This is a genomic window from Pseudomonas rhizophila (assembly GCF_003033885.1).
Classification (GTDB): domain Bacteria; phylum Pseudomonadota; class Gammaproteobacteria; order Pseudomonadales; family Pseudomonadaceae; genus Aquipseudomonas; species Aquipseudomonas rhizophila.
In genome coordinates this window covers 3,691,557-3,709,379 of the sequence record NZ_CP024081.1, presented here as the reverse complement: position 1 = coordinate 3,709,379, position 17,823 = coordinate 3,691,557, and the positions used below count along the sequence as shown (strand labels likewise).

The 17,823-nt window shown below is 62.0% G+C and carries 13 protein-coding genes; 2 read left to right on the top strand and 11 right to left on the bottom strand.

The window, feature by feature from the left end; all coding sequences use genetic code 11:
* Positions 1-120 precede the first annotated feature (120 nt).
* The 11 genes from CRX69_RS17260 to CRX69_RS17210 all read right to left on the bottom strand — a co-directional run bounded on the left by CRX69_RS17260 (position 121) and on the right by CRX69_RS17210 (position 14,777).
* Positions 121-816, bottom strand: a complete 696-nt coding sequence (locus CRX69_RS17260) for an anaerobic ribonucleoside-triphosphate reductase activating protein (RefSeq protein ID WP_047229165.1) — start codon at positions 814-816, stop codon at positions 121-123.
* Positions 813-974 (bottom strand): anaerobic ribonucleoside-triphosphate reductase, encoded by a 162-nt coding sequence (nrdD, locus tag CRX69_RS17255; protein ID WP_003182303.1) that lies wholly within the window; start codon positions 972-974, stop codon positions 813-815. Before nrdD ends, CRX69_RS17260 begins: the two co-directional genes overlap by 4 nt.
* 31 nt (positions 975-1,005) lie before the next feature.
* Positions 1,006-3,021: a ribonucleoside triphosphate reductase gene (locus CRX69_RS17250; protein WP_047229166.1), complete on the bottom strand. Its 2,016-nt coding sequence runs from the start codon at positions 3,019-3,021 to the stop codon at positions 1,006-1,008.
* Between the two features lie 270 nt (positions 3,022-3,291).
* Complete coding sequence (gene moaA, locus CRX69_RS17245; RefSeq protein ID WP_107322430.1) at positions 3,292-4,284, bottom strand: GTP 3',8-cyclase MoaA; 993 nt, start codon at positions 4,282-4,284, stop codon at positions 3,292-3,294.
* 25 nt (positions 4,285-4,309) lie between these two features.
* Complete coding sequence (locus CRX69_RS17240) at positions 4,310-5,281, bottom strand: peptidylprolyl isomerase (protein ID WP_076384519.1); 972 nt, start codon at positions 5,279-5,281, stop codon at positions 4,310-4,312.
* A gap of 10 nt (positions 5,282-5,291) precedes the next feature.
* A complete protein-coding gene (narI, locus tag CRX69_RS17235; RefSeq protein ID WP_107322429.1) occupies positions 5,292-5,972 on the bottom strand; it encodes a respiratory nitrate reductase subunit gamma in 681 nt (226 codons plus the stop codon).
* Entirely contained in the window at positions 5,965-6,720 is a 756-nt protein-coding gene (gene narJ, locus CRX69_RS17230; RefSeq protein WP_047229170.1) for a nitrate reductase molybdenum cofactor assembly chaperone, read from the bottom strand. The genes narI and narJ overlap by 8 nt, the downstream gene beginning before the upstream one ends.
* Before the next feature lie 2 nt (positions 6,721-6,722).
* The gene (gene narH / locus CRX69_RS17225) at positions 6,723-8,261 is read right to left on the bottom strand and encodes a nitrate reductase subunit beta (RefSeq protein WP_047229171.1); all 1,539 of its coding nucleotides are present in this window, start codon (positions 8,259-8,261) and stop codon (positions 6,723-6,725) included.
* 1 nt (position 8,262) lies between these two features.
* Entirely contained in the window at positions 8,263-12,036 is a 3,774-nt protein-coding gene (locus CRX69_RS17220; protein WP_047229172.1) for a nitrate reductase subunit alpha, read from the bottom strand.
* Between the two features lie 64 nt (positions 12,037-12,100).
* Positions 12,101-13,498, bottom strand: a complete 1,398-nt coding sequence (locus CRX69_RS17215; protein WP_047229173.1) for a NarK family nitrate/nitrite MFS transporter — start codon at positions 13,496-13,498, stop codon at positions 12,101-12,103.
* Positions 13,476-14,777, bottom strand: coding sequence for an MFS transporter (locus tag CRX69_RS17210; protein WP_047229174.1), 1,302 nt, complete (start codon positions 14,775-14,777; stop codon positions 13,476-13,478). Before CRX69_RS17210 ends, CRX69_RS17215 begins: the two co-directional genes overlap by 23 nt.
* 310 nt (positions 14,778-15,087) lie before the next feature.
* On the opposite strand from CRX69_RS17210, the gene CRX69_RS17205 reads away from it, so the two are divergent.
* Entirely contained in the window at positions 15,088-16,887 is a 1,800-nt protein-coding gene (locus CRX69_RS17205) for a HAMP domain-containing protein (RefSeq protein WP_076384511.1), read from the top strand.
* Positions 16,884-17,531 carry a two-component system response regulator NarL gene (narL, locus tag CRX69_RS17200; RefSeq protein WP_047229176.1) on the top strand — a complete coding sequence of 216 codons (648 nt, stop codon included), beginning with the start codon at positions 16,884-16,886 and terminating at the stop codon, positions 17,529-17,531. The genes CRX69_RS17205 and narL overlap by 4 nt, the downstream gene beginning before the upstream one ends.
* Positions 17,532-17,823 lie beyond the last annotated feature (292 nt).

Sequence of the window (17,823 nt, the reverse complement as noted above, 5' to 3'; positions counted from 1 at the left end):
AAATGCTCCCTGTTCAACTACCTGCCGATTGGCAGCGCATTTGAAAACCATAAAAAAAGCCATAAAAAAGAGCGGCCCGGCGATCCCGAACCGCTGTCGGTCGTTCATCCCCGGGGACGGTCAACTGCGTAAAACGAACGAGGGAAACAACTCGCGCATGGCGGCCCACAACTCCGGCTGCAAGGCCTGTGCCGAAACACTGGAAAGATGGGGGTCGAGCATCCGGGCCGTGCGCACCAGTTGCACAGCGAAACGCGTGACGCCCTGCTCGCTCAGGCGGCGAGCCAGGGTCAACAACCGTTCGGGATCGAACAAATGCCAATGCACGGTGGTCCGGCATTCATAATCCACGCCGCTGGCCAGCAGATAGTCGAGGCTGCGCCAGTTGGCGGCACCGCTGCCATGAACCCGAGTCACGTCCAGGGCGTCTTCGGGCAAGGCCTTGATGTCGAAGCCAACCCAGTCGGCTTGCCCGACCACTTTGGCGAAGGCCGCCGGTTTGATGCCGGCGCTGTGCAGGCCGATGCGAAAACCCATCTGCCGCACTTGCTCCATGGCTGGCGCCAGGCCGTCCTGCAGGGTCGGCTCACCACCACTGAACACCACGGCGTCAAGCAGATCCTGGCGACGTTGCAAAAATGCCAACACCCGACACCAATCCACCTCTTCGCTGCCGCGCGGCGGGATCAGTTGCGGGTTGTGGCAATAACGACAACGCCAGGCGCAGCCCTGGCAAAACAGTACGCAAGCCAGTTGGCCCGGATAATCGAGGGTGGTCAGGGGCACCATGCCCCCAACCCGTAGCGCTCGACTCATGGACGCCCGGCCGCGCTTTCAGTGAAGTGAACCCGTTCGCGATGCTCGGACTGTTTGCCGGGGTTGAAGGCCGCCACCGGACGGTGATAACCCATCACGCGGGTCCAGACTTCGCAACGTTGACGCTGTGCCTGCGGAAGAGATTGTGATGCGTTCATGGATGAAGCTCCTTGCGGTCGATGGATCGGATCAGTGAACGCTGCCTGCCAACTGCTGTTGCAACAGCAAGGCCTCGTCGCATTTGGGGCAAAACTCATGTTCGCCGGCCAGGTAGCCGTGGACCGGGCAGATGGAAAACGTCGGCGTGATGGTCAGGTACGGCAGCCGGAAGCGTCCCAGGGCCTTGCGCACCAGCTGCTTGCAGGCCTGTGTGGAGGAAATCTGCTCGGCCATGTACAGGTGCAGCACGGTGCCGCCGGTGTATTTGCATTGCAGTTCGTCTTGCAGCTCCAAGGCTTCGAACGGATCGTCGGTGAAGCCCACCGGCAACTGCGACGAGTTGGTGTAATACGGGGCGATCGGGCTGCCGGCCTGCAAGATATCGGGGTAACGCTTGAGGTCTTCCTTGGCGAAACGGTAGGTGGTGCCCTCGGCAGGGGTGGCTTCCAGGTTGTAGAGGTGGCCGGTTTCTTCCTGAAAGCGCAGCAGCGTGGCGCGCACGTGATCCAGCAGTTTCAGGGCGAATGCCCGGCCTTGCTCGGTATGCAGGCCTTGCTGGTCATCGGTGAAATTGCGCAGCATTTCGTGCAGGCCGTTCACGCCGATGGTGGAGAAGTGATTACGCAGGGTGCCCAGGTAGCGCTTGGTGTACGGGTACAGCCCGGCGTCCATGTGGTGCTGGATGACCTTGCGCTTGACCTCCAGGCTCTCCTTCGCCAGTTCCATCAGCGTATCGATGCGTTGCAGCAATGCGCTGGTATCGCCTTTGTACAGGTAGCCCAGGCGTGCGCAGTTGATCGTCACCACACCTAGTGAGCCGGTCTGTTCCGCCGAGCCGAACAGGCCTCCTCCGCGCTTGAGCAACTCGCGCACATCCAGTTGCAGGCGGCAGCACATCGAGCGCACCTGGTTGGGTTGCATGTCCGAGTTGAGGAAGTTCTGGAAATACGGCAGACCGTAGCGGGCGGTCATCTCGAACAAGCGGTCGGCGTTCTCGCTGTCCCATGGGAAGTCATGGGTGATGTTGTAGGTCGGGATCGGGAAAGTGAACACCCGGCCCTTTGCATCACCGGCCTGCATCACCTCGATGTAGGCGCGATTGATCAATTCCATTTCCACTTGCAGATCACCGTAGGCGAACGGCATCTCCTCGCCACCGATCACCGGAATCTGTTCGCGCAGATCCTCCGGGCAGACCCAGTCGAACGTAAGGTTGGTAAAAGGTGTTTGCGTACCCCAGCGTGACGGGACGTTGAGGTTGTAGATGAACTCCTGCAACGACTGGCGGACCTCGTCATAGCTGAGTCTGTCCTTGCGCACATACGGCGCCAGGTAGGTGTCGAACGAGCTGAACGCCTGGGCACCGGCCCATTCGTTTTGCAGCGTGCCGAGGAAATTCACCATCTGCCCCAAGGCGCTGCTCAAATGTTTGGGCGGCCCGGCCTCAACCCGTCCCGGCACCCCATTGAGGCCTTCGTGCAGCAGCGTGCGCAGCGACCAGCCGGCGCAGTAACCGGCGAGCATGTCCAGGTCGTGGATATGCAGGTCGGCCTCGCGGTGCGCTTGGCCGATGGCCTGGCTGTAGACCTCGTCGAGCCAATAGTTGGCGGTGACCTTGCCCGATACGTTGAGGATCAGCCCACCGAGGGAGTAACCCTGGTTGGCATTGGCCTGCACGCGCCAGTCTTCGCGGTCCAGGTATTCGTTCATCGAGGTGGCGACTTCCACCAGGGTGCGACGATCCCGGCGCAGGCGTCCATGTTGCTCGCGGTAGACGATATAGGCACGCATGGCCAGAAAGAAACCGGCGTCCATCAGTACTCGCTCGACACGGTCCTGGATCTGCTCGACGCTCAAGCGCGTCTGTCCTTCCAATCGCGTCAGCACCGCTTCCAGCAACCCTTCAGCCTCCCCCTCAGCGTATTCGCCGGTGGCCTTGCCGGCGGCGATCAGCGCCTGGCGGATCTTGTCCGCGTCGAAGGCAACCACACTGCCATCGCGCTTGTGCAAGCGGTTACAGCCTACTGAGATCAACGTGCTCTGCATTTTGGCTCCAGACACTACATATAGATAATTAACAATCTTCAAACACAATATGCAGTGGAGAGTACGACCAAAAGTGAGGGTTGCAATTGATCGATATCAAGAATCGAGGGTGGATCAGCCGCTTGAGATGTTGACCGGTATAACCCATCGCGAGCAGGCTCGCTCCCACATGGGTTTTCAGGTGTCTGCTCTTTCTGCGTACACCACAAATCCCTGTGGGAGCGAGCCTGCTCGCGATAACGGCGGTCCATTCAACATCTGCGCTGAGGCTCACCCACCACTCATGTTCATGAACCGCACAATCTGCACTTCCCCGCCAGGGTTGAAGTCGTGACGCAGGGGTTTGCCGCGCAGCGCCTGTTGTACCGCCTGGATCAGCGGTTGATCGTCCAGCGGATAGCGCCGCAACAAACTGCGCAGGTCCAGAGAATCTTCCTGTCCCAGGCACAGCAGCAACCGCCCTTCAACGGTCATGCGCACCCGGTTGCAACTGGCGCAAAAGTTGTGGGTATTGGGGGAAATGAAACCGATCCGGGTCTGCGCGTGCTGCTCCAGGCGCACATAACGCGCCGGGCCGCCGCTGTTTTCGGTGCTGTCGAGCAAGCGGTGATGATTGGCAATGACCGCCCGCACCTCATCGCTGGAACAGAACGACTCGCCCCGGGCACGCCCGACCTCACCCAAGGGCATTTCCTCGATGAAGCTGATGTCGATGCGTTGCTCGATGGCGTACTGCACCAGCGCCGGGACTTCATCGAAGTTGCGCCCTTTCATCACCACGCAGTTGAGCTTGATCCGCTCGAACCCTGCGCCCTTCGCCGCTTCAATGCCCGCCAGCACCTGATCCAGATCGCCGTTGCGGGTGATCGCCCGAAAACGCTCGCCATCCAGGCTGTCCAGGCTGATGTTCATGCGCTTGACCCCGGCATCGACCAGCGGCCGGGCCAGTCGTCCCAGCTGCGAACCGTTGCTGGTCATCACCAGTTCCCGCAGGCCGGGCAATGCCGCGATGTCGCGACACAACCCGACGATGCCCGGACGGATCAGCGGTTCGCCACCGGTCAGGCGGATTTTCTTGACCCCCAGCCCCACGAACAACCGCGCCAATCGGTGCAGTTCCTCCAGGGTCAACACCTGCTGGCGCGGCAGGAAGGTCATGTTTTTCGCCATGCAATACACGCAGCGAAAATCACAACGATCGGTCACCGACATCCGCAGATAGTCGATCTGGCGCCCAAATCCGTCCTGCAACACGGCGTTCATGTCTGTCCCCTGATTGAGCCGGTGCTCACTGCACCAGCGGCGAGTCGGCGCCCTGAAGATGAATGCCGCGAATGTCCGCCGCACCGATCAGGGTTTGCAGGTACTGCACCAGCGCCTTCTGCCACACGCCTTGTTGCAGCTGGGTGCGAATCGCCGTCGCCACCGCCTCATAAGGCAACGGTTGGCCTTCGACACGCTGATCGATGCTGATCACATGCCAGCCGTAGCGGCTTTCCAGCGGTTTGCCCACCAGGCCCGCCGGCAAGGCAAACAACTGGCGCTCCAGTTCGGGCACGGTCTGGCCCTTACTGATCTGCCCCAGCGAGCCGCCCTGAGCCTTGGACGGGCAGGCTGAGTGGTTCAACGCCAGTTCGGCAAAGCTACCGGGGAACTCGTCCAGGCGTTGCAGCAGGGTTTCGGCCTGGCCGTGAGCCTGGTCGCGCGCTTCGGCGTCGTCCGGTGCGCATTCGAGCAGAATGTGCCGCACCGCCAGCAAGGGGGCGCTGTGAAAGCGCGCCCGATTGCTTTCGTAGTAGCGCAGGCAGGTCGCCTCATCACATTGCGGCACCTGCACCTCACGCTCGAGCAACAGCCGCGTGGCCGCCTCCTCTTCGTTTTCACCGGCGCCCACCTGCAACGCCAGCCCCAGCTCGGCGATGCGTTGCTGAAGCAACTCCCGGATCACCAACGCCCGGGCCGCCTGGTAGACCGCATCCTCGCGGCTCTCAGCCGGGTGATACTGCAGCTCCTGGGCCATCGCCTGGGGTGTGATCGACACCCCGTTGACGCTGATGATCGGCCACTCCTGCTCACTGCTGGCAATCAATTGTGCCGGGGCTTCCTCACCGGCCACCGGCCCGGCCTGGGCCGGTTCGAACTGCACCGCGCCCGCCGGCTCGATATCGCTGAGCGGCGGGGTCACTGGCGCTGCTTTCGCTGAAGAACCGCAGCCGCCGCTGCCCCCGTTACCGCCGCCACATCCGCATCCACTAGCCATGATCGTCTCCTTAGAACTTCTGCCGCACGATTTGATAACGACGCCCCAGGTACCAGACCGGCGCACTGACGATATGGACGAGACGGGTAAACGGGAACAGCACGAACAGGGTCAGGCCCAGTACCACATGAAGCTTGTAGACCAAGCCCACCGGCGCAATGGCCGCGGCCGCCTCCACCGGACGCAACAGCACAGTGTTCTGTGCCCAGTCGGCCAGCATCACCATCACCGAACCGTCCATATGGGCGGTGGACGCCACAATGGTCATCAAGCCCAGCACCAGTTGCACCAGCAGCACCACCAACACCAGGATGTCCGACATGCTGGACGTGGCGCGCACTCGCGGGTCGCTCAGCCGCCGGTTGAGCAGCATCACCAGACCGATCAGACCCAGCACCCCAAAGAACCCGCCGGACACCATCGCCAGCAACTGTTTGTTCTCAGTGCTCAACACATGGTGATAGATCGCCGCCGGCGTCAGCAGGCCGACAAAGTGGCCGGCCAGGACGAACAACACACCGACATGGAACAGGTTGCTCGCCACGCGCATGCCACGGTTGCTCAGCATCTGGCTGGAGCCGGCCTTCCAGGTGTACTGGGACAGGTCAAACCGCGCCCAACTGCCGATCAGGCAAATCGCCAAGGCGACATAGGGGTAGACCCCGAACATCAACAGATCCCATTTAGACATTGCCCACCTCCCCGGCGGGCGCAGCGGCCCGTCCTTCATGCTGAAAATCCACCCAATGCAACGGCACCGCGCTTTCGTCCCGGGCCTTGCCCGGCGCACTCGGCAGCGAACTGCAACGGTCCTGCTGCTCGGCCTTCATGAAATCCACCGCTTCCTCTTCCCAGATCCTGTCCAGGGCTTCGAGGGAGTCGTCGCGTGGCTCGGCCTTGACCTGCTCACGCAACTCGGCCACCGCTACCTGGGGCTCGGCCCCGGCGATTTGCAGCAAGGCCCGGAAACAACTGGCGTAGGCGCTCTCGCGCTCTTCCAGGCGCGCCGCCAGCAAGGCCAGCAGATGCGCCACATCGGCCAGTCCTTCGCGGGCCTCGATGTCTTCGCGGGTGGAGAGAAACTCCAGGTACAGCGGGATGTAATCGGGCAGTTCCTTCACGCCGATGGCAAAACCGGCCTCTTCGTACTGGGCCATCATGTCCACCATGGCCTGGCCCCGGTCGCGGGACTCGCCATGGACGTGTTCGAACAGCAGCAGCGACAGCGAGCGCCCACGGCCGAACAGCGCGCCGTAGTGCTCCTGGCCGTCCATCAGGTCCTGGCCACAGATCAGTTCCAGCAACTCGAACAGCGCAGCGCGCTGCTTCGGGCTGATTTCCCGTGCCTGCACAATCGCCTGCTCCAGCTCGTCGCGACCGGCCACCAGGGTTTCGGTCGGATAATCGAGCAGCAACGAAATCACCTTGAGAATGCGCATGTTCATTCCTCCCACAACTGCACGGTTTTGATGACGTCGCGGCGGTTGGCCTTCTTGGCGCCGAACATGTTGGTGTCGGTACTGCCGCTGCAACCGCTGCCGAAACTGAAACCACAACCGGAGCGTTCGGCGAACGCATCGCTCATGGCGTCTTCGCGGTGGGCGCTTGGTACGACAAAACGGTCTTCGTAGTTGGCGATGGCCAGATAGCGGTACATCTCTTCCACCTGGTTCACGCTCAGGCCGACATCGGCCAGCACTTGCAGGTCCTGCACGCCGTCCACCTGTTCGGAACGCTTGTAGGCACGCATCGCCAGCAGGCGCTTGAGGGCGCGCTTGACCGGTTTTTCATCGCCGGCGGTGAGCATGTTGGCCAGGTAGCGCAGCGGAATGCGCAGGCTGTCGACGTCCGGGATCACCCCGTTCATGCCCACGGTGCCGGCCGCCGCAGCGTTCTGGATCGGCGACAGTGGCGGCACGTACCAGACCATTGGCAAGGTGCGGTATTCCGGGTGCAACGGCAGCGCGAGTTTCCAGTCCACGGCCATTTTGTAGACCGGCGAGCGTTGCGCCGAGTCGATCACCGACTGCGGCACACCGTCGGCCAGGGCTTGGCGAATCACCGCCGGGTCGTTCGGGTCGAGGAAGATCTCCAGTTGCTTCTCATACAGATCGTGCTCGTTGGCGGTGCTCGCCACTTCGCTGATGCGGTCGGCGTCGTACAGCAACACCCCGAGGTAGCGGATGCGGCCGACGCAGGTTTCAGCGCAAACCGTCGGCATCCCGGCTTCGATGCGCGGGTAGCAGAAAATGCATTTCTCCGATTTGCCGCTCTTCCAGTTGAAATAGATCTTCTTGTACGGGCAGCCGCTGATGCACATGCGCCAGCCGCGGCATTTCTCCTGGTCGATCAGGACGATGCCGTCCTCCTCGCGCTTGTAGATCGCCCCGCTCGGGCAGGACGCCGCGCACGCCGGGTTCAGGCAGTGCTCGCACAGGCGCGGCAGGTACATCATGAAGGTGTTTTCGTACTCGCCGTAGATGTCGGCCTGGATCTGGTCGAAGTTCTTGTCCTTGCGCCGCTTGGCAAACTCGGTGCCCAGGATCTCCTCCCAGTTCGGGCCCCACTCGATTTTCTCCATGCGCTTGCCGGACACCAGCGAGCGCGGCCGTGCGGTGGGCTGATGCTCGCCCAAAGGCGCGGTGTGCAGGTGCTGGTAGTCGAAGTCGAACGGTTCGTAGTAATCGTCCAGGCTCGGCAAGTCCGGGTTGGCGAAGATGTTCGCCAGCACGCGGAACTTGCCGCCGATGCGTGGGTTGATCGAACCGTCGGCGTTACGGATCCAGCCGCCCTTCCACTTGTCCTGGTTTTCCCATTCTTTGGGGTAACCGATGCCAGGCTTGGATTCGACGTTGTTGAACCAGGCGTATTCCATGCCTTCGCGGCTGGTCCAGACGTTCTTGCAGGTAATCGAGCAGGTGTGACAGCCGATGCATTTGTCCAGGTTCAGGACCATGCCGATTTGTGAGCGAATTTTCATCTCAGTTCTCCTCGATATCGGTTGGCAGTGGACGCGGCAGATCATCGCCACTGGAACCGTCGAGCCAATCGACCTTGGACATCTTGCGCACCACGACGAACTCGTCGCGGTTGCAACCGACCGTGCCGTAATAGTTGAAACCGTAGGCCTGTTGCGCGTAGCCACCGATCATATGAGTGGGCTTGAGCACCACGCGGGTCACCGAGTTGTGGTGGCCGCCACGGGTCTTGGTGGTTTCCGAGCCGGGCACGTTCACGATCCGTTCCTGGGCGTGGTACATCATCACCATGCCTTCCTTGACCCGCTGGCTGACCACCGCACGGGCGGTCAGCGCACCGTTGACGTTGAAGCATTCAATCCAGTCGTTGTCCTCGATACCGGCGCGCTTGGCGTCGATTTCCGAGAGCCAGACGATCGGCCCGCCGCGGCTCAAGGTGAGCATCAGCAAGTTGTCGCTGTAGGTGCTGTGGATGCCCCACTTCTGGTGCGGGGTGATCCAGTTCAGGACGATTTCGGTCTCGCCATTGCTGCGCTTGCCCTTGACGCCTTCGATGGTGCGGGTGTTGACCGGCGGCCGATAACTCATCAGTTGCTCGCCGAACGCCTGCATCCACGGGTGATCCTGGTAGAACTGCTGGCGGCCGGTGATGGTGCGCCATGGAATCGCTTCGTGAACGTTGGTGTAACCGGCGTTGTAGCTGACGTGATCGTCTTCCAGGCCAGACCAGGTCGGGCTGGAAATGATCTTGCGCGGCTGCGCCTGGATGTCGCGGAAGCGAATCGCCTCGTGGGCCTTGGACAGCGCCAGGTGGCTGTGATCGATGCCGGTGAATTTCGACAGGGCCGCCCAGGCCTTGACGGCCACCTGGCCGTTGGTTTCCGGGGCCAGGGACAGAATCACTTCGGCCGCGTCAATGGCGCTGTCGATCTTCGGCCGACCCTGGCTGATACCGGCGTCGACCTCATGGTGATTGAGCTCACCGAGGAATTTCACTTCATCGTCGGTGTTCCAGTTGATGCCCTTGCCGCCATTGCCGAGTTTCTCCAGCATCGGGCCCAGGGAGGTGAACTGCTTGTAGATGTTGGGGTAATCGCGCTCCACCACTTGCAGGTTCGGTGCGTTCTTGCCCGGTTGCGGCGCCACGCCGGCGCTTTTCCAGTCAGTGCCGCCAAACGGCTGGGCCAGTTCACCGACGCTGTCATGCATCAACGGCACGGTGACCAGGTCTTTCTCGACACCCAGGTGCCCGACCGACATGGCGGAGAACGCCTTGGCGATGCCCTTGTAGATTTCCCAGTCCGAACGCGACTCCCAGGCCGGGTCGATAGCCGCTGACAGCGGGTGAATGAACGGGTGCATGTCCGAGGTGTTCATGTCGTCTTTTTCGTACCAGGTCGCGGTCGGCAAGACGATGTCGGAATACACGCAGGTCGAGGACATGCGGAAGTCCAGGGTGGTCACCAGGTCCAGTTTGCCGATGGCACCGTTGTCGACCCATTCAGCCTCGGTCGGCTTGGATTCGCCACCAAAGCCGATGTCTTCGTTCATCACGCCGTTCTTGGTGCCCAGCAGGTACTTGAGCATGTACTCGTGGCCTTTGCCCGAGGAGCCCAGCAGGTTGGAGCGCCAGATGAACATGTTGCGCGGGAAGTTTTCCGGGCTGTCGGGTTGTTCGCAGGCAAACCGCAGGCTGCCGTCCTGCCAGGACTTGACCACGTAGTCTTTCGGGTCCATGCCGGCGGCAGCAGCATCGCGGCAAATGTTCAGCGGGTTGGTGTTCAATTGTGGCGCGCTGGGCAACCAGCCGGCGCGTTCGGCGCGGATGTTGTAGTCCAGGGCATGCTCAGGGAACTGCGATTTATCCGCCAGAGGCGACAGCACGTCGTGCATGCTCATCTTCTCGTGGCGCCATTGCGAGCTGTGGCCGTAGAAGAAGCTGGTGCCGTTCATCTGCCGTGGCGGACGGTTCCAGTCCAGGCCGAAGGCCAGGGGCAGCCAGCCACATTGCGGACGGAGTTTTTCCTGGCCGACATAGTGGGCCCAACCGCCGCCGGTCTGGCCGACACAACCACACAGCATGAGCATGTTGATCAGCCCACGGTAGTTCATGTCCATGTGGTACCAGTGGTTCATCGCCGCGCCGACGATGATCATCGAACGGCCACGGGTCTTGTCGGCGTTGTCGGCGAATTCGCGGGCGATCTGGATCGCTTTCTCGCGGCTCACACCGGTGATCTGCTCCTGCCAGGCCGGGGTGCCGGGCACCGAGGCGTCGTCGTAGTCCTTGGCGACGTTGGCGCCGCCCAGGCCACGGTCGATGGCCAGGTTGGCAGCCGACAGGTCAAACACCGTGGCGACTTTCACCACGCTGCCGTCGGCCAGCACCACGTTGTGCACCGGCACCCGGCGGTACTGCACCGCGTCACCGGCCACATGCTGGAAGTACTCCTGGGCTTCACCGGCAAAATACGGGAAGGCCACTTCAGCCACGTCATCGCCAATCAGGCTGAGCTTGAGGTCGATCTCACGGCCCTCGCCGCCTTCACGGGCCAGGATGTTCCATTTGCCCTCTTCGCCCCAGCGATAGCCGATGGAGCCTTGGGGAGAAACCAGTTCACCGCTGGCATCCAGGGCGATGGTTTTCCACTCCGGGTTATTGTCCTGGCCGAGGTTGTTGGTCAGGTCGCTGGCGCGCAGGAAGCGATCAGGCTGGTAGCCGGAGCCCGGCGCCACGCCGAGCATCGGCTTGAGCATCACCAGCACCGGCAGGTCGGTGTAGCGCTTGGCGTACTCGGTGAAGTAGGCGCTGGGCTTGTCCAGGTGAAACTCTTTGAAGATCACATGGTTGAAAGCCTGGGCCAGTGCCGCGTCAGTGCCCTGCTTGGGGTTGAGCCACAGGTCGGTGAGCTTGGCGACTTCCGAATAGTCCGGGGTGATCGCCACGGTCTTGGTGCCCTTGTAACGCACCTCGGTGAAAAAGTGCGCGTCGGGGGTACGGGTCTGCGGGACGTTGGAGCCCCAGGCAATGATGTAGTTGGAGTTGTACCAGTCGGCCGATTCCGGCACGTCGGTCTGCTCGCCCCAGACCATCGGCGAGGCTGGCGGCAGGTCGCAGTACCAGTCGTAGAAGCTCAGGCACACGCCACCGATCAGCGACAGGTAACGCGAACCCGCGGCGTAGCTGACCATCGACATCGCCGGGATCGGCGAGAAGCCAACCACCCGATCCGGGCCGTATTGCTTGACGGTGTAGACGTTGGCGGCGGCGATGATCTCGTTGACTTCTTCCCAGTTGGAACGGATGAAACCACCCATGCCGCGCTTGCTTTTATACGAGTCGGCCTTGGCCTTGTTTTCGACGATGCTGGCCCACGCTTCCACGGGCGCCAGGGTCAACCGGGCTTCGCGCCACAGCTTGAGCAATGGCTTGCGGATCTTCGGATACTTGAGCCGGTTGGCGCTGTAGATGTACCAGCTGTAGCTGGCGCCACGAGGGCAGCCACGCGGCTCGTGGTTGGGCAGGTCGTTACGGGTGCGCGGGTAGTCGGTCTGCTGGGTTTCCCAGGTGATCAGGCCGTTCTTGACGTAGATTTTCCACGAGCACGAGCCGGTGCAGTTCACCCCATGGGTGGAGCGCACGATCTTGTCGTACTGCCAGCGGGAGCGGTAGACGTTCTCCCAGTCGCGGGACTCCTTGCGGGTCTCGCCGTGCCCCTCGGAAAACTCGCCTTGCTTGCGGTTGAAAAACCGCAGTTGATCCAGTAAATGACTCACAGTGTGTTCCTCTCAGGCTTGCTCCGCGGGGTCTGCGCCCCGCCCACGCAGGTTTAGGTTCGGCTTAGCACGGTGTTGCGGCGCCCTTGCGGGCATACCACCACCAGGTCACCACGATGCAGCTCAGGTAAAAGCCGACGAACATGTAGAAGGCCATCTCCGGGCCGCCGGTCAGGGCCATCGAAGTGCCGAATGATTTGGGGATGAAGAACGCGCCGAAGGCGCCCATGGCCGAGCTGAAACCCAGCACTGCGGCCGATTCCTTGCCGGCGTTCTTGAGCGCTTGTTCGCGTAGCTCGGGCTTTTGGCCGCGGCTGGCTTTTTCATGCAGGGTGCGGAAGATCACCGGGATCATGCGGAAGGTCGAACCGTTGCCCACGCCAGTGGTGACGAACAGCAACATGAACATCCCCAGGAAGCCGTAGAAGCTGCCGCCCTGGCCGCCTTGGGGCAGGAAATGAAGGACCCCGAACACCATCGCGATCATCAGCACGAAGTTCCACAACGTAACCTTCGCGCCGCCGAGCTTGTCCGCCAGCCAGCCACCCAGTGGCCGCACCAGAGCACCAACCAGCGGACCGAGGAAGGCGAACTTCAGGGCGATGACTTCCGGGAACGAGGTTTTGATCAGCAGCGGAAACGCGGCGGAGAAGCCGATGAACGAGCCGAAGGTCGCCAGGTACAACCAGCACATCAGCCAGTTGTGCTTGCGCTTGAAAATCACTGCCTGCTCACTGAACGAAGCGCGGGCGCTGGACAGGTCGTTCATGCCGAACCAGGCAATCACGGTCACGGCGAGGATGAACGGCACCCAGATAAAACCGGCGTTTTGCAGCCACAGCGAGCTGCCGTCAGCCAGTACCTGCGGCTGGCCGCCCATGAAGCCGAACACGCCGAAGGAAATCACCAGCGGCACGCTGAACTGCATCACCGACACGCCCAGGTTGCCCAGCCCGGCGTTCAGGCCCAGGGCCGTGCCCTGCTGGGACTTGGGGTAAAAGAAGCTGATGTTGGACATGCTCGAGGCGAAGTTACCGCCGCCAAAGCCGCAGAGCAGCGCGATCAGCACGAACACGCTGTAAGGCGTGGCCGGATCCTGCACGGCAAAGCCCATCCACAGCGCCGGCAACAGCAGCGACGCAGTGCTCAGGGCCGTCCAGCGACGACCGCCGAAGATCGGCACCATGAACGAATAGAAGATGCGCAAGGTCGCGCCGGACAGGCCCGGCAACGCCGCGAGCCAGAACAACTGGTCGGTGCTGAAACTGAAACCGATGGCGTTCAGGCGCACGATCACCGTGCTCCAGACCATCCACACCGCGAAGGCCAACAGCAGCGCCGGGATGGAAATCCACAGGTTACGCCGGGCAGTCTGTTTGCCACTCTTGCCCCAGAACGCGGGGTCTTCCGGACGCCAGTCATGAATGACCGGGCCCTTTTCAGGCGTTTGCAGAACGGACATGTTCTTCTCCTTGGGCAATGCTGGAAAACGGGGATTGGCTGGCCGGCGGCTGTTTACCCAGCAGCGGGCGCTTGCGAACTTCGCTGAAGTACATCCAGGTCAGGGAGACCCAGACCACGCCGTACATCAACATGAAGCAGGACGAGCGCACGCCGGTGAGGTCCACCAGGGCGCCGAACATGATCGGCAACACGAACCCGCCCAGGCCGCCGGCCAGGCCGACGATGCCGGACACCGCGCCCATGTTTTTCGGGTAGTCGTTGGCGATGTACTTGAAGACCGAGGCCTTGCCGAACGCGAAGGCGATGCCCATCACGAACAGCAGCACGGTGAACAGCGTGGCGTTGAGGCCGATGTGAAAATCCACCGTGCCGTTGACGGTCTGCACTTGCAGTTGGGTCTGTGGGTACGAGAGCAGGAACAGGCAGATCCAGCTGACCCACAACACCCACCAGGTCACGCTCTGGGCGCCCCAGCGGTCGGACATCCAGCCACCGACGGCCCGCAATACGCCACCGGGCAGGGAGAAGCAGGCCGCCAGCAGCGCCGCGCTTTGCAGGCTGAAGCCGTATTCCTGCACGTAGTACTTGGTCATCCACAGGGCCAGGGCTACATAGCCGCCGAACACGATCGAGTAGTACTGGCAGTAGCGCCACACCGCTGGTTCTTTCAGGGTTTTCAGTTGCTCGCGCAACGTGGCGCCGCCGGTGCCGCTGTGCTCCTTCTTCTCGGTTGTGAGAAACCAGAACAGCAGCGCGGTGATGAACAGAATGGCGCTGAACACCTTCGGCACCAGGTGCCAGGAACCGAAGGCGATCAAGGCCGGAGCGAGGAATTTGGTCAGCGCGGCGCCGGCGTTGCCCGCGCCGAACACACCCATGGCGAAGCCTTGATTCTGCTTGTCGAACCACTTGGCCACATAAGCGATGCCCACCGAGAACGATCCACCGGCCAGCCCGACAAACAGGCCCAGCACCAGGAACTGCCAGAAAGCCGTGGCCAGGGTGATCAGGTACAACGGCAGCACACAGGAGAGCATCAGCAGGAAGAACACGATGCGCCCGCCGAAGCGGTCGGTCAGCAGGCCCAGGGGCAAGCGCACCAGGGAACCGGTCAGCACCGGCGTGGCGGCCAGCAGACCGAATTGGGTTTCGTTGAGCGCCAGCATTTCCTTGATCGGAACACCGAGCACGGCAAACATCATCCAGACCATGAAGCACACGGTGAAGGCCAGGGTACTCATCCCCAGTACCAGCCCTTGTTGCACTTGCGCTCGCATCTCGATGCACTCCCCGTCAGTTCGATGAGCGCAGCCTAGTGATGCCTACCCAGTAAAAACTTGACCTGGGTCAACGTGCGTCCCGGCGGTACTGGCCTATGCTGGGCCCGTCTACCTCTTAGGGGGTAGAGCCTGAAGTTGATAAGAACCTTTATTTATCAAGGCTTTGAACATTTCGGCCGTGGCTTTTACCGAAACGTAGCGGCCGACAACTCTTTAGAGGTAGTGCGCCCGGGATCGGCTGCTATCCCCCCCAACGCCAGGGCGTCCCCATGTTCGGTTTGCAGAATTTCCTCCAGGGCCAGTCTCGATGATGCGGTGGCTGCGCAGTTCCCTGCCCGCTCGCGCCGGGCTGGCGGTGATCCTGATCGCCATCCTCGCCCTGGCCAGTTCCTTGAGCGCAGGTCTGATTGCCTGGTTCAGCCAGGGCGACGCGGCCGCCATCAACACCGCCGGTTCCGTGCGTATGGAGACCTATCACCTGAGCTGGAAACTGGCAGCCGGGGCCAGCGACGATGTCCCGGCGATCATCGACAGCCTGCAACGACGTCTCGAAAGCCCGTCCTTGCGCGCCGTGCTGGAAGACGGACCGGCGACCTCCCTGCATCAGAGTTATCAGAGCCTCATGCAGCGTTGGAACCAGACCTTGCGCCCGGCCATCGAACGCGGCGATTCGGCGTTCTTCCAGGCCAGTGCCGCTTCCTTCGTTGCGCAACTGGACCAGTTCGTCACCCTGTTGCAACGCCAGAGCGAGCACAAGCAAGCCTGGCAACAGACGATCCAGGGCATGGCGCTGTTCACCACCATGATCATCCTGCTGATCGGTCTGTATGAATTGCAGTACGGCGTGGTCACGCCCTTGCAGGAACTGGTGGACGCCACCCAGCGCTTTCGCCGTGGCGAATTCCAGGTGCGGGTCAACCATCAGTCAGAGGATGAACTGGGCCAACTGGCGACCAGCTTCAACACCATGGCCGAAACCATCGAGCAATCCCATCGCACCCTGGAGAATCAGGTCCAGCAAAAGACCCTGAACCTGCAACAGGCCAATGCCGCCCTGGAGCTGCTGTACCAGAGCAGCCGCAGCCTGGCCACGCGGCAGGCCAATGCCGAAGGGCTGGATGAACTGATCAGCCGGTTCCAGCAGCGGCTGCCGGGCCTGCGCCTGTCGCTGTGTCTGCAAGGCCAGTTGCAGGCGCCCGCCCGGCAACTGCTATCGCTGCATGGCGCCAACAGCCGCGAGGTCTGCGCCAGCAGCGATTGCGCCACCTGCCAGAAACACCACAGCGCCCGGCCGCAGACGTTCAGCATCAGTAACCAGGGCACGGAACTGGGTGAACTCAAGGCGCATTTTGTCGACGGTCACGCGGCGCAACCCTGGGAAACCGCACTGATCCAGGCCCTGGCAAACCTGATCGGCACCTCGCTGTCTCTCAAGCGCCAGCGCGAACAGGACCATCGCCTGCTGTTGCTCGATGAGCGCACGATCATCGCCCGCGAACTGCATGACTCCCTGGCCCAGGCCTTGTCGTACATGAAGCTGCAAGTCAGCCGCATGCAAACCCTGATGCGTCGCGGCGAACCGGTGCAAACCCTGGAAACCGTCACCGCCGAACTGCGCGAAGGCCTGAACAATGCCTACCGGCAGTTGCGCGAACTGCTCACCACGTTCCGCTTGCAGATCCACGACGACGGGCTGGTCCAGGAACTCAAGGACACCGCTGAAGAATTCTCCCGCCGGGGCGATTTCCGGGTGCATCTGTTCGTCGACACCCTGGCCTTCGAGCTGTCGGCCAGTGAGCAGATCCATATCCTGCAGATCACCCGCGAGGCGCTCTCCAACTGCCTGCGCCACGCCCACGCAGAGAACGCCTGGCTCGAACTGCGCCAGGAAGGCGAAACCGTGCGACTGTCGGTCGAAGACGATGGCCGGGGCTTCAGTGGCGAAGTGGACCAGCGCGAACACCACGGCCTGAACATCATGAACGAACGGGCCCGCAGCTTGCGCGGCCAACTGCAAATTATCTCCCGAACGCCCCAGGGCACCCGTATCCAGGTGCATTTCCAACCGGAATTCCTGGGCCAACACAGCGAAGGTCTCGCAACATGAACGCCCCCCTGCGTCACACCCTCCTGCTGGTCGACGACCATCCAATGATGCGTCGAGGGATCCGCCAAATGCTCGAACTCGAAGACGACTTGCACATCGTCGGCGAAGCCAGCCACGGCGAAGAAGCCCTGACACTGATCGAACCGCTCAAACCTGACCTGGTCCTGCTGGACAACAACATGCCGCAAATGAACGGCATCGAAACCCTGCGCCGGCTGCGGGCCATGCATTACACCGGCAAGGTATTGCTGTTCACCGTATCCGACGCCGAGGACGACATTCGCGATGCCCTGCGCCTGGATGCCAACGGTTACCTGCTCAAGGACATGGAGCCGGAGTTGCTGGTGCAGTACATCCGCGATGCCCTCAACGGTGCGCTGGTGATCAGCCCCGGCCTGACCCGCGTCATGGCCCAGGCCTTGCGCTCCCCTCCCCGCCAGGCCGACGTGGAACTGACCGAACGCGAACGCCAGGTACTCAAGACCATCGCCGGCGGCTGCAGCAACAAAGTCATCGGCCACAAGCTGGGCATCACCGAAGGCACGGTCAAGGTCCATGTGAAGAACCTGCTGCACAAACTGGGGTTGCGCTCACGGGTCGAAGCCGCCGTGTGGGCCATGGAGCATCTGCGCGGAGTGGGCTAGCCCGGCAAACCACACCTCCTGTGGGAGCAAAGCTTGCTCGCGATGACGGCGGCACATTCAACATCCCTGCAAGCCGACCCTCCGCTATCGCGAGCAAGCTTTGCTTCCACAGGGTGTTTCAGGCGAATACAGCGCCTGCGCACGACTCGAAAAAACTGTGGGAGCGAGCCTGCTCGCGATGACGGCGGCACATTCAACATCCCTGCAAGCTGACCCTCCGCTATCGCGAGCAGGCTCGCTCCCACAGGGTTTGTGTTTGAGCGGGGACGCACCTCCCTCTTCCGAGGTAGGC

What these genes read in the sequence shown, in the direction of transcription:
- narI (WP_107322429.1), bottom strand. Translation starts at nt 5,972, where the DNA reads ATGTCTAAATGGGATCTGTTGATGTTCGGGGTCTACCCCTATGTCGCC.
- narH (WP_047229171.1), bottom strand. Translation starts at nt 8,261, where the DNA reads ATGAAAATTCGCTCACAAATCGGCATGGTCCTGAACCTGGACAAATGC.
- moaA (WP_107322430.1), bottom strand. Translation starts at nt 4,284, where the DNA reads ATGAACGCCGTGTTGCAGGACGGATTTGGGCGCCAGATCGACTATCTG.
- CRX69_RS17240 (WP_076384519.1), bottom strand. Translation starts at nt 5,281, where the DNA reads ATGGCTAGTGGATGCGGATGTGGCGGCGGTAACGGGGGCAGCGGCGGC.
- CRX69_RS17205 (WP_076384511.1), top strand. Translation starts at nt 15,088, where the DNA reads ATGATGCGGTGGCTGCGCAGTTCCCTGCCCGCTCGCGCCGGGCTGGCG.
- CRX69_RS17250 (WP_047229166.1), bottom strand. Translation starts at nt 3,021, where the DNA reads ATGCAGAGCACGTTGATCTCAGTAGGCTGTAACCGCTTGCACAAGCGC.
- nrdD (WP_003182303.1), bottom strand. Translation starts at nt 974, where the DNA reads ATGAACGCATCACAATCTCTTCCGCAGGCACAGCGTCAACGTTGCGAA.
- narL (WP_047229176.1), top strand. Translation starts at nt 16,884, where the DNA reads ATGAACGCCCCCCTGCGTCACACCCTCCTGCTGGTCGACGACCATCCA.
- CRX69_RS17210 (WP_047229174.1), bottom strand. Translation starts at nt 14,777, where the DNA reads ATGCGAGCGCAAGTGCAACAAGGGCTGGTACTGGGGATGAGTACCCTG.
- CRX69_RS17215 (WP_047229173.1), bottom strand. Translation starts at nt 13,498, where the DNA reads ATGTCCGTTCTGCAAACGCCTGAAAAGGGCCCGGTCATTCATGACTGG.
- narJ (WP_047229170.1), bottom strand. Translation starts at nt 6,720, where the DNA reads ATGCGCATTCTCAAGGTGATTTCGTTGCTGCTCGATTATCCGACCGAA.
- CRX69_RS17260 (WP_047229165.1), bottom strand. Translation starts at nt 816, where the DNA reads ATGAGTCGAGCGCTACGGGTTGGGGGCATGGTGCCCCTGACCACCCTC.